We start from the raw sequence: 14,207 nt of genomic DNA, 5'->3' as shown, positions 1-14,207 counted from the left end.
TCGCGGCCGGTGACGCACTCTGGGACACCGCCCACAGTTTTGTGAGTGACAGGAGATCAGAAGATCCGGAGAACCTGCGGCGCAATGGCCATCTTCTTGCAATTGTCCACGACGGTAGCGGTTCTGCCGGGTTCGGCTTCCGATTCCCGGCGTTGCGCTTCCGAGTTACGGCAATCCGCGGACGAAAGCCCCCAACCCTCCACCGTCCGCTCGTTCTGAACTGCGTTCACCAGAGGCTCGATGCTTACAGGGATCCGTTGTGTTCGAACAGTCGTGGCCGCCATTGTCTCGACCGTCGTCGTCTCGACCGTCGTCGTGTCAACCGCCGCCCAAGAGGTGAACGACGAGAAGAACTTCGACATCGGCGCCACCGTAACGCTGCAAGGCTGTGTGATCCGCGGCGAGCGGGACGGCACGTTTGTCTTCAGCCGCGTCACGGTGTGGCCGGTCGCCGACTCACCAAACGGTAGGTACGGTCCCTACCACTTCTGGCTCGAGAACGCGGCGTCGAGACTTGCGGATCACGTGGGAGAGACGATCCAGGTAACAGGCATCATCGCCAATCTGACAGAGTCGGAGGTTGAACGCGAACCGGGCGGCTGGCACGGCGGCTTTCGGGTGGCCATCGAGTTGCCGAGCAGTGACGTCCTCACGTCGCCAGGCAACGCCGGCATTCCTTCGGGCCAGCTCGGCAACCACGAAGACATGAAGATCACCCTACTCAAGGTCAGGATTGAATCACTGTTGACGGTGATGAAGACCTGCCTGCCGCGGATGCGGTAGCCGTCAGATCCGACGGGCGCCGGCGGCGGTTACTCGGGTTCGCCGACGATCTCGAGTTCGTCGCCGTTCTCGGTGGGCCCCGGTTCGGGCTCGTTCCCAGCGGCCGACGCCTTCTTCCGCCGCGGGCGGATGTCGTAGCGCTTGATCATCTCGTTGAGGGTGGTCGGCTTGATGCGCAGCAGTTCGGCCGCGCGCTTCTGCACGCCGCCGGCGGCTTCCAGCGCGGATTCGATCCACTGGCGTTCGTAGGCCACCGTCACTTCCTTCAGCGAGACGCCTTCGACCGGCATCACCACGTGGGGAATCTGGAACGACGGGCTCTTGCGCACCTGGTCGGGGATCAGCTCGGTGCCGATGCGCTGCCCGGTGGCGAGCACCACCGCCCGCTCGATCACGTTCTCGAGCTCGCGGACGTTGCCCGGCCAGTCGTATTCCATCATCAGGTCGAGCGCCTCGGGCGCCACCTCGATGTTCTTGCGGCCGTTTTCCTCGCCGTACTTCTCGAGGAAATGCTGCACCAGCAGCGGGATGTCGTCGCGGCGCTCGCGCAGCGACGGCAGGTGGATGCTGATCACGTGGAGCCGGTAGTAGAGGTCCTCGCGGAAGCGGCCCTCCTCCATTTCGTGCTTCAGGTCAACGTTGGTCGCCGCGACAATGCGCACGTCAACCTTGATCGTCTCCATGCCGCCCAGGCGCATGAACTCCCGCTCCTGCATCACGCGCAGCAGCTTGGCCTGGGTCTCGATCGGGATGTTGCCGATCTCGTCGAAGAAGATGGTGCCCTTGTCGGCCAGGTCGAACAGGCCTTTCTTCGGATACACGGCGCCGGTGAACGCGCCCTTGACGTGCCCGAACAGGGTGGATTCCAGCAGATCCGGCGGCAGGTTGCCGGAATTGACGGTCACGAACGCGCGATCGCTGCGCGCCGAGTTCTGGTGAATGGCCCGCGCCACCAGTTCCTTGCCGGTGCCGCTCTCGCCGGTGATCAGGATGGTGGAGCGGCTCGGCGCGGCCTGGATGATCAGGTCGAACACCTGCTTCATCCGGCTGCTCTTGCCGATGATCCCCGAGAACTTGTGGTAGCGCGCCTGCAGGTTCTGCTTCAGGGCGACGTTCTCGGCCACCAGCTGCCGGCGCTCGACCGCGTTGCGCAGCACCACCAGCACTTCATCGTTCTTGAACGGCTTGGTGATGTAGTCGAACGCGCCCTTCTTCATCGCGGCAATGGCGCTTTCCATCGAGGCGTAGGCGGTGACCATCAGCACGGGCAGTTCGTCGTCGTGCTTCTTGAGCTCATCGAGCACCTGCATGCCGTCGATGCCGGGCATCATCACGTCGACGATCACGGCGTCGAACGGCAGCGACTTCGCCAGCTCCAGGCCCTCGTGGCCGCCGGATGCCAGGCGCACGCTGTAGCCCTCGCGCTCCAGGAGCGTGCCGAGGATGTCCCTCATCACCTCTTCATCGTCGATGACGAGCACTGAGGCATTACGTCGCATGGTTATTGTCCTGCTCGCTGCTGCAAGGGCACCGCGGCGGCGGGGCCGTCGGGAGCGGCCGCGAAACGCAGTTCGAAGCGCGTGCCGGCGCCCGGCGTGCTGTCACACTGGATGGTCGCTTCGTGCTCGCGCACGATGCCGTAGCTGATCGACAGGCCGAGCCCGGTGCCCTGGCCAATCGCCTTGGTGGTGAAGAAGGGGTCGTAGATGCGGGCCAGGTGCTCCGGCGCGATGCCGCTGCCGGTGTCTGATACGTCGGCCACCACTTCCCGGCCATCGGCGCGGGTCGAAATGGTGAGCCACCCACCGCTGCTCATCGCGTCGCGGGCGTTGAGGAAAAGGTTGAGGAACACCTGCTGCAGCTTGAACTCGAAGCCGATCACGCGGACCGGCTCGGGCGTGAGCTCGCGGCGCACCTTGATGCTGCCCTTCTCGAACTGGTGCTCGAGCAGCGACAGCACGTCGTTGATAACCACGTTTAGATCGACGACGGTGCGCTCGGATTGTTCCGCGGCGTTCGGCCGCGACAGGTTCAGCAGGCCGTTGACGATGCGGGCGGCGCGGAAGGTCTGCTTCTCGATCTTCTCGAGCACCGGCGTGCGCGGATCCGCCGGGTCGGCATTCTCGAGCAGCATCTGGGTGTAGCTCGAAATCCCGGTCAGTGGCGTGTTGACCTCGTGCGCCACGCCCGCCGCCAGCAGGCCGAGCGACGCCATCTTTTCCGAGATCCGCAGCTGTTCTTCCATCTGCGAGCGCTCGGTGATGTCTTCGAGGATCACGATGGTGCCGGCCTGCGAGCTGCCGGCCACGGTCTGGAGCGGCACCGTGGTGATGTTGACCAGCATGCGCTGATCGCCGTCGGCGCGGCGGGCCACCATCGGCACCCGAAAGATCGTGTTGCCGCCCGGATAGTCGCGGCGGGCCGCGTTCAGGATGTCGATGACGTGCGAATCGAAGAGCTGATCCAGTTGCTGGCCGAGCACGTTGGTCCGCTTGGGCCCGTAGAGGCGCTCGAGAGCGGCGTTCCAGCGCACGACGTGATCCCCTGGTCCCACCACCAGCAGGCCATCGTCGAGCGACTCGAGGATGTTCTCGTTGAAGGCGTGGAGCCGGTCCAGCTCCGATGCCTTGAGGTGCAACTGGCGATAGAGGCGGCCGTTCTCGATCGCGGATGCCGCCTGCGCGGCGACCGCGGTCACCAGCGCGGTATCTTCGCTGCTGAGCGGCTCGCCGCTGGCGCGGCGGCCCAGCGCCAGCACGGCAATGGCCGAGTCCTTGGTCACGCAGGGCACGAAGTAGAAGATCCCGGCGTCGCGCCAGAACTCGACCTCCTCGGCGGTGTAGCGCGTAGCGGCCAGCGGGTCATCGAGCCGGACGGTGTGCGCGGCGTGAAGGCGCGAGCCGACGCCAGACCCCGCCAGCAGGCGCGGCGGGGCCGACTCGAAGCCTTCCTGGCCAATGACCTCGAAGTCGCCGGCGTCGTTCGCCAGCAGGAAGGCCATGCGGTCCAGCTCGATGGTCTCTTTCACGCGCGTGACCAGGCGGTCCGCCAGGCGGTTGAGGTCGAGGTCGCTGTTCAACTCGCGCGCAAAGCTGACCAGGGCGCGGCGGTAGTCGTAGCGGTCGCGGTAGAAGGCGCGGTCAATGGCCTTCTGTAAGCCGTCTTTTACCGGCTTGGCGAGCAGGATGACCACCACGGTGGCCAGGAACGCGATCACCCAGCGGTGCTCCACTTCGCCGCCGCTGAGCAGGTCGCCGCCCGACGCGCGCAGGATCGTCACGTAGATGGCGACGATGGCGGCGACGGCCGAGGTGTAGATCAGCAGGCGCTTGAGGATGATCTCGACGTCCATCAGGCGGTAGCGGATGATGGCCGACGCGAACGCGAGCGGAACAAAGCCGAGCGGGATCGCCGACAGATCCATCGGGATCGACGGATCCACGCCAAGCGCGAAGGGGATGGCGTAGCCCAGCGCGAACGGGACCGCGCCCAGCGCGGTGCCCCACACGATCCAGCGCAACTGGCGTTTCACGGTGACCGAACGCGCGCGCGACAGCGCGCGCAGCAGCACGGCAAGACCGGCCGCGCCAAACCCGACCAGGTAGAAGTACTCGAGACGATCCAGCAGCGAGATCACCCGGACGAAATACTCGGGGTCCACGCCCGAACGCAGCACCGCCAGCGCGCGCGTGGATCCCAGTACCGCTCCGGGCAGGTAGATGGCGGGCAGCCAGCGCGCCAGCAGCGCGGAGTAACCGGGGATGTGCGGCCGCTCGGGGAAAACCAGCGCGAAGTGCAGGAACAACGGCGGCAGCACGAGCACCGCGATGGCGTCGCCCCAGTAGAACACCCAGTCCACGCGATCGAGCCGGCCGCTGAACGAGAAGGTGAACACGCCGAAGAAGGCGACGGAGAGCCAGAAGAAATGCAGTGTCGCCTGATCGGTTGGCCGGCGCGCGCGCACCGCAGCACCGACCAGCAACGTGAAGATGCCAACGGCCGCGAGCACGTAGTAGAACAAGCCCGTGCCGGCCGGCATGGGCGCGAGCGAGACGGTCGCGACTTGCCGGGAGCCGAGTCGCAGCAGCGTGTAGGAATGCAGCGCGCCGGCGTTCGACTGGTGCTGCAGGTCGAGCACGTCCTGGCGCCCGTCAACCGGGCGGTTGTCGATGGCGAGCAGGACGTCGCCCGGCCGGACGCCGGCGCGGCTGGCCGCCGACGGCGAGGCGACTTCCGCCGCCACCACGCCGACCGCGCGCTCGACCCAGAGCACGCCGTCTTCAACTTCGTTGGAGGTCGCGCGGAAGATGACGTTGGTCAGACCGAGCGCCAGCAAGCCGAGCGTCACCGCAACCGGCAAGGCTGTTTGCCGCCACTCGCGCCACCAGGAGTCCCGGTCGGAAACGGACATGGCCGTCGTTGGTTCAGTAGTGCCTAACAAGACAGGTCGATCCGCCAGAACAAAAGCAAACCCCATACCACGAGCCCGGCTTGCGACTGTCGGCTAACTCATTGATAAATAAGGGCTAATCCACTGGCACCATCACCCGATTCAACACTTATCCAAGCGTCCGGTGGATCGATCCAAAACTTAGTATGTGCCGAATTTGGCTGAAAATGTCAGCGGGGCCTCGGGCCGAGGCCTTTCCTAGAACTTGACGGTGAGGCCGCCGACAATCCGCTTCGGCGGACGGATGACGAGGAGTTCGTCGTAGGCGGACGCGTTGGCGAGGGATTCGTGGAAGAGGTTGCGGACGCCGACCAGCATCTCCCACTGCGACGCGCCGAAGTTCATGAACGGCAGCGCCTGATTCACTTGCAGATCGAAGCGCGCGTCGAAGCCGGGGCCCTTGTTTCTATCGCCGGACGCGAAGCCGCTGTTCACCTTGTAGATCACCACGATGCGCGTGGCGGTCATGGGGATTTCGGTCTGCAGCGAGGTGGTGACGTCGTGGATGCGCTCGTTGGCCGCGCGCACCGCCGAGGGCACCCAGCGCGTGAGTACTGCGTACTCAACCGGCGTGCTCCGGGCCTGCCAATTGGCGTGACTCACGGAGTAATCCACCGAGCCGCGGACGTTCTCGAACAGCGCGTGCGTGACGGTGACGCCGACGCCGCGAACGTTGGCGTCGCCGGCGGCACCCACGAAGTAGTGGCCGAGCGCGGCGGCGGCGCTGTCGTTCTTGCGCAGGCCGAACACGGTCACCGTCTGATCGTCGATGCGCTGCTCGAACGCGCGCACGCCGATGGTGGCGCCGTTGAGCACGCGATCCACGCCCACTTCGTAGTTCTGCAGTTGCTGTGTGCGGACGCCCGCCTGCGAAATCGGCGAGAAGGTTCGCTGCGGCGGCAGGTAGGCGGCGCTGGTCGGCGGCAGGAACTCTTCCGCGCCCGGCGCGCTCACGTCGCGCGACGCCGAGAAGCGCACGCGCAGGTTCTTGGTGGGCGAGATCGTCGCCGACAGGCGCGGGCTGAACAGCGACGGCCCTTCCTGCAGGTAGTCGTAATGCGCGTAGTTGGCGCCGTAACTCACGGAGAGATAGCGGGAGACCTCCCACTCATCGTAGGCGAACACCGAGCCGACGTTGCGCGCCGTGTCGGACACCGCCATCATCGCCGCGGTGTTGCCACCTTCGTAGCGCTGGAGGCTGTAGGACATCCCCACCTGGTAGCGGTGCGGCACCTGCGCGGTCACCACGTAGCTGCCGGCGAGCATCCACGAGCTGAGGTCGCTCTGGTTCATCGCCGCGCGCACCGCCCAGTCGCCATGCGTGCCGACTGGCGCGCCAAGCGAGAAGAACGCGACGCTGCTCGTGCGCTCCAGTTGCAGAAGCTGCAGCGGGTTGTCGAATGCGCCCGTCGTGAGCAGGTTGACCTGCCCGCCGAGCGACAAGTCGGAGAAGAGTGCCGTCGCCGCCTTGGCCGAGCTGCCCATCGCGCGTCCCAGGAACTGGAACGAATCGGTGATGAACCAGTCATCGTCTTGCGGGATGCCGGCCCTGGCCTCGGCCTCGCGCAACACGCCGCGTTTCATGTGGCGGAGGCGCCACGCAAAATCGCTTTCGCCGCGGCCTTCCTTTTTCGGGCTGGCCTCAGACGGCGCGCCAATCGCGGTGGTGGCGACGGCGGCATCCGTAATACGCGGCGCGCCGGCCGTGGCCTCCCGGCGCAGCATGAACGAGGAGGCGCTGCGCGCGGCGGGCCGGACGTTGACCATCGTGCTGCGCGGCGCCTGGAAGCCCTGGAGATGCGCGCGCAGCAGGTACGGTCCGGGTGGCAACTGCTTGAGCGTGAACTGGCCGGTCTTGTCGGACACGGCGAACGCGGTGGTGCTGCCGAGCGCGGAAATAACCACGCCGTCGAGCGGCTTGCCGGCCTCGTCCACGACCGAGCCTTCGATGTGGCCGGTGTCGGCGGCGGCGATGTTGGTGACGCGCTCGAAGGCGCCCTGGGCCAGGGCAGGGGTCGAGTGCAATGCCGTCAGGCAGAGCATCAATGCCGGTGCGATTAGGCGACGGGGGGTGCCCATCAGAAGTAGCGGCCCGCCCCCGAAAGATACGGGGGCGGGCGATTTGCCTAGTCTACGCCTTCGACGGAAGCCTGTATAGACGCTCCACCTTCGCCAACAGGCTTCGGTGGGACAGGCTGTTGGCGTTCGTCCCTAGCCTTTGACGGTGAACTTGATGTCGCGGGTCAGGGTCTTTTTGGCGGCCTTATCGGTGATCTTGATAGCCAGGCGGTATTGGCCCTCACCGAACGACGCCAGCGGGACCGAAATGCCGCCGGGAACCGGGAATTTGGCCGGATCGAACTGGGGTGGCAGGTTGGTGGCGTTCACCTCCTGCGGGTTGGTCTTGTTGAAGAACTTCTCGGCGCCCGCCTCGGTCTTGTGAAACTCGTACTCGAGGCTCAGGTTGGGCTTGCCGGTGGTGTCGAGGCCCGAGTTGTAGACCTGGAAGAAGATCGACAGCTCTTCAGACTTCTTGAATTCCATGTCGGGCGCGGGCAGCAGTTCCTGCGCGCCGAACACGAACGGACGCTCGCGCGCCTCTTCCGGGGCAAGCGGCGCGGTCAGGATGTTGACCTTGTCGGCCACCAGGATCGTGCTGGTGTTGAGCTCGGCGTTGTAGAAGTCCGGCACCGTGACCTGGGTCTTCAGCACGCCCATTTTCGCCACGGTGTTCTTCGGGGCCTTCTCAGGCAGGCGTTCCTTGAACGCGACGTAGACGTCGTAGGTGCCGGCGGTAGCCATGAACACGCGGTTCAACTTGACGTTGTCACCGGCAAGCTGCGCCGCGGGCACGAAGTGGATGTCGTCCCACGGGTACTCGACCTTCTTCGCCTTCGGGTCGGGCACGGCCGCCGGGTTCACCACGCGAATGTAGAGCGCGGCGTCCGTCTTGGGCGCGTTGGTCACGCTCAGCACGAAGGGCACGAACGTACGCGCTTCCTGCGACTTCATGAAGAGGGGCTCGAGCGACATGGTGATGTCAGTCGGCGCAGGCTGGCCGGCCATCGCGCCGTCCACGAGCTTCACGACCTGCTCGATTTCCTGCTGCTCCTGCTTGCTGCGCTTCTTCTCGTCCTTCTTCGGAGCCTGCTGGGCCACGGCAAAAGTTGCCGACACTACCAGCGCGACTGCCACGGCCGTTGCACGCCGAAATACCATCATCAGTTCCCCCTCAAAACTTGCGTTCCCGATCACTAGATCATAGGAGGGCGGCCGCCGCCAAGTCAACCACGCTAAATCGTTATTACAGTAGAGGTTTAGCGCCAAACAAAGACATCCGATGATATCGTGCAGGAGGCTGCCATCTATGCTGCGTGACGACTATGCTGCGTGACGACGTTCTGGTAATCGTGCTGGCGGGCGGGGCCGGCGAGCGCCTGGCCCCACTCACGAGAGACCGCGCCAAACCGGCGGTCTACTTCGGCGGTCCCTACCGCATCATCGACTTCGTCCTGAGCAACTGCATCAACTCAGGACTGCGCCACGTTTTTATCGCCACGCAGTACAAGTCGCTCTCGCTCAACCGGCACATCCGGCAGGGCTGGACCGTCGTCTCGGAGGAGCTGGGCGAGTTCATCGAGATTCTGCCGCCGCAGAAGCGCGTCGGCGAGCAGTGGTACCAAGGAACCGCCGACGCCGTCTACCAGAACCTCTACTCCATCGTCCGTGAAACGCCCAAGTACGTCGTGGTGCTCGCCGGCGACCACGTCTACAAGATGGACTACCAGAAGATGCTGCGGTTCCACCTGGACCAGGAGGCGGATGTCACGCTCGCGGCCATCGAGGTGCCCGTCGAAGACGGCAAGCGGTTCGGCATTGTCGCGGTGGATGAACACCACCAGGTGACGGGGTTCCTCGAGAAGCCGGACAACCCGCCGGCAATGCCGGGACATCCCGGGCTGGCGCTGGCTTCCATGGGCATCTACGTCTTCACCAGCGACGTGCTCATCAAGGCGCTCGAGGCAGACGCGGCCAAGCCGGACAGCCAGCACGACTTCGGCAAGAACATCATTCCGGCGCTGATCGGCGAGGGCCGGACCTACGCGTATCCCTTCTACGACGAGAACAAGAAGGCCGCGAAATACTGGCGCGACATCGGCACCCTCGACGCCTATTACGAGGCGCAGATGGACCTGTGCCACGTCAACCCCGAGTTCAACATGTACGACCCGGAGTGGCCGTTGCGCACCTACATGCCGCAGGCGCCGCCGGCGAAGTTCGTGTTCGCCGAAGACTGGCGGCGCGGTGAAGCGCAGGACTCGCTGATCTCGCAGGGCTGCATCGTGTCGGGCAGCCGCATCCACGGCAGCATCCTGTGCCCCAACGTGCGCGTGCACAGCTTCTGCAGCATCGAGCAGTCAATCCTGATGCCGGGCGTCCGCGTCGGCCGCCACGCGCGGATTAGCAAGGCCATCATCGACCGCGACGTGGACATCCCGCGCGGCGCGATGATCGGGTTCAACGCGGAAGAGGATCGCCGGCGCCACACCGTCTCTGAGGGCGGCGTCGTGGTCGTCGCGCCAGGTGAAGAGCCGTACGTGGCGCCCATCACCGAAGAAGCGCTGCGGCTTGAAGCAGAAGCCGACCGCCGTGGGTAGAATGGGGATTGCGGACGTTAACCACTGAGAACACGGCTCTCCGTGTCCTCCGTGGTTTCCGCACGTGGACAGCACAACTATGAAGATTACTGATGTTCGTGGCCGCGAGATTCTCGACTCCCGCGGGAATCCAACCGTTGAAGTAGACGTGACGCTGGAGGGCGGGGCGCGCGGGCGCGCGGGCGTGCCGTCGGGCGCCTCCACCGGCGAGCGCGAGGCGCTTGAACTGCGCGACGGCGACAAGTCGCGCTACCTCGGCAAGGGCGTCCGCAAGGCCGTGGCCAATGTCAACGGCGAGATCCTGCCGGCCATCAAGGGCAAGACCTTTACCCAGCGGTCGCTGGACGAGGCCATGATCGCGCTCGACGGCACCGACGCGAAGAGCCGGCTCGGCGCCAACGCGCTGCTCGGCGTCTCGATGGCCGCCCTCAAGGCCGACGCGGCGCAGCAGGGCAAGCCCCTCTACGCGCACATCGCCGACCTCGCCGGCAACAGGGGCGGCTACACGCTGCCGGTGCCGATGATGAACATCCTGAACGGCGGTGCGCACGCCGACTCCAACGTGGACTTCCAGGAATTCATGGTCATGCCCGTGGGGTTCACGTCGTTCAGCGAGGGGCTGCGCTGCGGCGCGGAGATCTTCCACGCGCTGCGATCGATCCTCAAGAGCCGGGGCCTGGCGACCGGCGTCGGCGACGAAGGCGGCTTTGCGCCCAGCCTCAAATCGAACCGCGAAGCGCTCGAGCTGGTGCTCGAAGCCGTGGGCAAGGCCGGCGCCAAGGCCGGCGACAACGTGTTCCTGGCGCTCGACGTCGCCGCCAGTGAGTTCTGGTCAGGAAACGGCTACGAATTCAAGAAGTCCGGCGAGCCGGCGCGGGATTCCCAGGGCATGGTGGACCTCTACGTGGACTGGTGCCGGCAGTATCCGATCATCTCGATCGAAGACGGCTGCGCCGAGCAGGACTGGCACGGCTGGGCGCTGCTGACCAGGGCGCTCGGCGACAAGATCCAGATCGTCGGCGACGATATCTTCGTGACCAACCCGGCGATCCTCGAGAAGGGCATCGAAAAAGGGGTCGGTAACGCGCTGCTGGTAAAGGTCAATCAGATCGGGACGGTCACCGAAACGCTGGACGCCATGGCGATGGCGGCGGCGGCCGGCTACCGTTGCGTCGTCTCGCACCGCTCGGGCGAAACCGAGGATTCGACCATCGCCGACCTCGCGGTGGGCACCGCCGCGGGACAGATCAAGACCGGCTCGGCCTCACGCAGCGACCGCATCGCGAAATACAATCAGCTCCTTCGCATTGAAGAAGAGCTGGGCAGCGCGGCGAAGTACGCCGGGCGCGCGGCGATCAAGCAGCTCAAGTAAGAACGTCGGCCGTAGACAGCCATGCATAAACTCGTTCTGCTCCGTCACGGTGAATCAACCTGGAACAAGGAAAACCGGTTCACCGGGTGGACCGATGTTGACCTGAGCGACCGGGGACGCGAAGAAGCACGTGCGGCCGGCCAGCTGCTCAAGCACGAGGGCTTCGCGTTCGACCTGGTGTTCACCTCGGTCCTGAAGCGAGCGATTCGCACCGCCAATATCGTGCTCGACGAGCTCGATCAGTTGTGGCTCCCGGTGCAGCGGAGCTGGCGGTTGAACGAACGCCACTACGGCGCGCTGCAGGGCCTGAACAAGGCTCAGACCGCGGCGCAGCACGGCGAGGCCCAGGTCAAGGTCTGGCGCCGCGCCTACGACATCGCGCCGCCGCCGCTCACGCTGGACGACCCGCGGCATCCCTTGCACGATCCGCGCTACAAGGACCTGGCGCCGTCGGACCTGCCGCTCACCGAGTCGCTCAAAGACACGGTCGCGCGCTTCCTGCCCTATTGGCACGAGGCGATGGCGCCGGAAATCAAGGCCGGCAAGCGCCTGCTGATCGCCGCCCACGGCAACTCACTGCGCGCGCTGGTGAAGTACCTCGACCACGTCTCTGACAGCGACATCGTCGAGCTGAACATCCCCACCGGGATTCCGCTGGTCTACGAATTGGATGCGGAACTGAAGCCGCTGAAGAATTACTACCTGGGGGACGCCGAGGCGGCCCGCCTGGCGGCCGAGGCCGTCGCGAAGCAGGGATCAGGACCCAAGCCCTGATCCCCGATCCCTGATCCCTGATCCCTGATCCCTAATTCGTCTCTTCGACCTTGGCTTCTTCCGCGGCAATCCGCAGGGAGCGGAGGAAGCGGCGGTCGTTCACGGTCATGTCGAACGGTTTGCGTGGCACGAGCGCCTTCGAAGTGGCGGCCACCTTCGCGGGCACCGCCGCGCCTTCGCCCTGGGGCTGCCCGCGGTTGACGAATCCCACGACGGCCTCGAGATTCACTTTCATCTCGTAACCGGCGGCACGCGCCCGCTCACGGCAGGCTTCAACCTCTGCACTTTCGGAAACAGCGGCGGCAATGGAGTCGGCCAGCTCTCGCGCGAACCGGTTTACCACGTCATCCATAGGACGGCTCCCTCCCGTGGGGCAAACCTCCAGGTTCACCCGAAGTACGCCAATCGGCTGGGACCGTCGGCATGTGCCAATGTGAGGCCCACCGGGCGGGGGGCGGACATCGGCGAAAAGTCGTCATCAGGTGGGACGATTCAGTTGGGAAATTCTCGGTCATTCTATGAAGGGGTGGGGGTCGTGTCAAGGGTAGAACACCATAAGTTGTGTTTTTCCTGTAACTTGGGCGGATGACCCCCGGGAGCGCGTAAAATGCGGACGATGCGTTCTTACGCCGCCAAAGGCGACCTCTCCGACTTCGACCCAGACCGCGACCTTGGCTTCCCGGGCGAGTTTCCGTTCACCCGCGGCATTCAGCCGACGATGTACCGGGGACGGCTGTGGACGATGCGGCAGTACGCGGGGTTCGGGACCGCGGCGGAATCGAACCAGCGCTATCGCTACCTGCTCTCCCAAGGCGTGAACGGGCTGAGCGTCGCGTTCGACCTGCCCACGCAGATTGGCTACGACTCGGATCACCTGCTCGCGGCCGGCGAGGTCGGCCGCGTCGGCGTCGCCATCGATTCGATCGAAGACATGGCCACGCTCTTCGACGGCATCCCGCTCGACAAGGTCTCGACCTCGATGACCATCAACGCCACGGCCATCATCCTGCTGGCGCTGTATGTCGCGGTGGGCAAGCGCCAGGGCGTGGCGCCGAAGCAGTTGTCGGGCACCATCCAGAACGACATCCTCAAGGAATACATCGCCCGCGGCACCTACATCTACCCGCCGCACCAGTCGCTGCGCGTGGTCACCGACATTTTCGCGTTCTGCGAGCGCGAGGTACCGCAGTGGAACACCATCTCGATCAGCGGGTATCACATCCGCGAAGCGGGCTCCACGGCCGTGCAGGAGGTGGCGTTTACCTTCGCCAACGCCATCGCCTACGTGCAGGCCGCGCTCGACGCCGGGCTCGACGTCAACTCGTTCGGGCAGCGGCTGTCGTTCTTCTTCAACGCCCACAACGACTTTCTCGAGGAGGTCGCCAAGTTCCGGGCGGCACGGCGCCTGTGGGCGCGGATCATGAAAGAGCGGTTCGGCGCCACCAACCCGCGCGCCCAGCAGCTCCGGTTCCACACGCAGACCGCCGGCAGCACGCTCACCGCGCAACAGCCCGACAACAACATCGTCCGCGTCGCCATCCAGGCGCTATCGGCGGTGCTGGGCGGCACGCAGTCGCTCCACACCAACGGCCGCGACGAGGCGCTGGCGCTGCCCACCGAGGATGCCGCGCGCATCGCACTCCGCACGCAGCAGATCATCGGCTTCGAGTCGGGCGTCGCCAACACCGTTGACCCGTTCGCCGGCTCGTATCACATCGAAAAGCTGACCAACGACATCGAGAGCGGCGCGCGCGAGCTGATTGCGCGCATCGAAGGCGTCGGTGGGACGCTGGCGGCCATCGAGGCCGGCTACATCCAGCGGCAGGTCCAGGAATCGGCCTACAAGGCGCAAATCGCCATCGATGCCGGTGAAGCCGTGGTGGTGGGCGTGAACCGCTACCAGACCGACGAGTCGTCCAGCATCGAGGTGTTCCGGGTGGATCCGCAACTGGAGCGGCAACAGACCACGCGCGTGCAGGCGCTGCGCGCGGCGCGCGATCAGGGGCGCTGGAAGGCGGCGCTGGCCGAGGTCGGCCGGGCCGCCCAATCCACCGACAACCTGGTGCCGCCGATCATCGCCGCCGTGGAGTCGCAGGCCACCGTCGGAGAGATTGCCGATACACTTCGCGGGGTGTTCGGTGAGTATCGCGAAGTGAGCCTGGATTAGGGG

Annotated in this window: 10 protein-coding genes; 5 read left to right on the top strand and 5 right to left on the bottom strand. The window is 65.4% G+C overall.

Translation table 11 applies throughout. The features are described 5' to 3' along the window. Positions 1 to 273: 273 nt before the first annotated feature. The gene (locus WC815_19815; GenBank protein MFA5911030.1) at positions 274 to 783 is read left to right on the top strand and encodes a hypothetical protein; all 510 of its coding nucleotides are present in this window, start codon (positions 274 to 276) and stop codon (positions 781 to 783) included. Between the two features lie 29 nt (positions 784 to 812). Here the strand turns inward: WC815_19815 and WC815_19810 are convergent, their stop codons facing one another. The 4 genes from WC815_19810 to WC815_19795 form a co-directional block, all read right to left on the bottom strand. Further along, positions 813 to 2,282, bottom strand: a complete 1,470-nt coding sequence (locus WC815_19810) for a sigma-54 dependent transcriptional regulator (protein ID MFA5911029.1) — start codon at positions 2,280 to 2,282, stop codon at positions 813 to 815. A 2-nt stretch (positions 2,283 to 2,284) separates the two neighbouring features. After that, positions 2,285 to 5,194 (bottom strand): ATP-binding protein, encoded by a 2,910-nt coding sequence (locus WC815_19805; protein ID MFA5911028.1) that lies wholly within the window; start codon positions 5,192 to 5,194, stop codon positions 2,285 to 2,287. Positions 5,195 to 5,431: 237 nt separating this feature from the next. Further along, on the bottom strand, positions 5,432 to 7,276 hold the full coding sequence (locus WC815_19800; protein ID MFA5911027.1) for a TonB-dependent receptor: 1,845 nt from the start codon (positions 7,274 to 7,276) through the stop codon (positions 5,432 to 5,434). 168 nt (positions 7,277 to 7,444) lie between these two features. Beyond that, complete coding sequence (locus tag WC815_19795) at positions 7,445 to 8,455, bottom strand: hypothetical protein (protein ID MFA5911026.1); 1,011 nt, start codon at positions 8,453 to 8,455, stop codon at positions 7,445 to 7,447. Between the two features lie 161 nt (positions 8,456 to 8,616). Between WC815_19795 and glgC the strand changes: the two genes are divergently transcribed. The 3 genes from glgC (at position 8,617) to gpmA (ending at position 12,037) form a co-directional block, all read left to right on the top strand. Further along, positions 8,617 to 9,891: a glucose-1-phosphate adenylyltransferase gene (glgC, locus tag WC815_19790; GenBank protein ID MFA5911025.1), complete on the top strand. Its 1,275-nt coding sequence runs from the start codon at positions 8,617 to 8,619 to the stop codon at positions 9,889 to 9,891. A 79-nt stretch (positions 9,892 to 9,970) separates the two neighbouring features. After that, entirely contained in the window at positions 9,971 to 11,263 is a 1,293-nt protein-coding gene (gene eno, locus WC815_19785; GenBank protein MFA5911024.1) for a phosphopyruvate hydratase, read from the top strand. Between the two features lie 21 nt (positions 11,264 to 11,284). Then, the gene (gene gpmA / locus WC815_19780) at positions 11,285 to 12,037 is read left to right on the top strand and encodes a 2,3-diphosphoglycerate-dependent phosphoglycerate mutase (protein MFA5911023.1); all 753 of its coding nucleotides are present in this window, start codon (positions 11,285 to 11,287) and stop codon (positions 12,035 to 12,037) included. Positions 12,038 to 12,068: 31 nt separating this feature from the next. On the opposite strand, the gene WC815_19775 is transcribed toward gpmA, so the two are convergent. Beyond that, the gene (locus tag WC815_19775; protein ID MFA5911022.1) at positions 12,069 to 12,389 is read right to left on the bottom strand and encodes a hypothetical protein; all 321 of its coding nucleotides are present in this window, start codon (positions 12,387 to 12,389) and stop codon (positions 12,069 to 12,071) included. 264 nt (positions 12,390 to 12,653) lie between these two features. On the opposite strand from WC815_19775, the gene WC815_19770 reads away from it, so the two are divergent. Further along, positions 12,654 to 14,204 (top strand): methylmalonyl-CoA mutase family protein, encoded by a 1,551-nt coding sequence (locus tag WC815_19770; protein ID MFA5911021.1) that lies wholly within the window; start codon positions 12,654 to 12,656, stop codon positions 14,202 to 14,204. The last annotated feature ends 3 nt before the right edge of the window (positions 14,205 to 14,207 follow it).

This window comes from Vicinamibacterales bacterium, assembly GCA_041659285.1.
Classification (GTDB): Bacteria; Acidobacteriota; Vicinamibacteria; order Vicinamibacterales; family UBA2999; genus 12-FULL-67-14b.
Note: the sequence above shows the minus strand (reverse complement) of the source record. Positions and strands in the feature narration are given on the sequence as shown.

Bases quoted from the DNA above. Each gene is read 5' to 3' on its own strand.
- WC815_19810 (MFA5911029.1), bottom strand. From the start codon at position 2,282: ATGCGACGTAATGCCTCAGTGCTCGTCATCGACGATGAAGAGGTGATG.
- WC815_19805 (MFA5911028.1), bottom strand. From the start codon at position 5,194: ATGTCCGTTTCCGACCGGGACTCCTGGTGGCGCGAGTGGCGGCAAACA.
- WC815_19800 (MFA5911027.1), bottom strand. From the start codon at position 7,276: ATGCTCTGCCTGACGGCATTGCACTCGACCCCTGCCCTGGCCCAGGGC.
- WC815_19795 (MFA5911026.1), bottom strand. From the start codon at position 8,455: ATGATGGTATTTCGGCGTGCAACGGCCGTGGCAGTCGCGCTGGTAGTG.
- glgC (MFA5911025.1), top strand. From the start codon at position 8,617: ATGCTGCGTGACGACGTTCTGGTAATCGTGCTGGCGGGCGGGGCCGGC.
- eno (MFA5911024.1), top strand. From the start codon at position 9,971: ATGAAGATTACTGATGTTCGTGGCCGCGAGATTCTCGACTCCCGCGGG.
- gpmA (MFA5911023.1), top strand. From the start codon at position 11,285: ATGCATAAACTCGTTCTGCTCCGTCACGGTGAATCAACCTGGAACAAG.
- WC815_19775 (MFA5911022.1), bottom strand. From the start codon at position 12,389: ATGGATGACGTGGTAAACCGGTTCGCGCGAGAGCTGGCCGACTCCATT.
- WC815_19770 (MFA5911021.1), top strand. From the start codon at position 12,654: ATGCGTTCTTACGCCGCCAAAGGCGACCTCTCCGACTTCGACCCAGAC.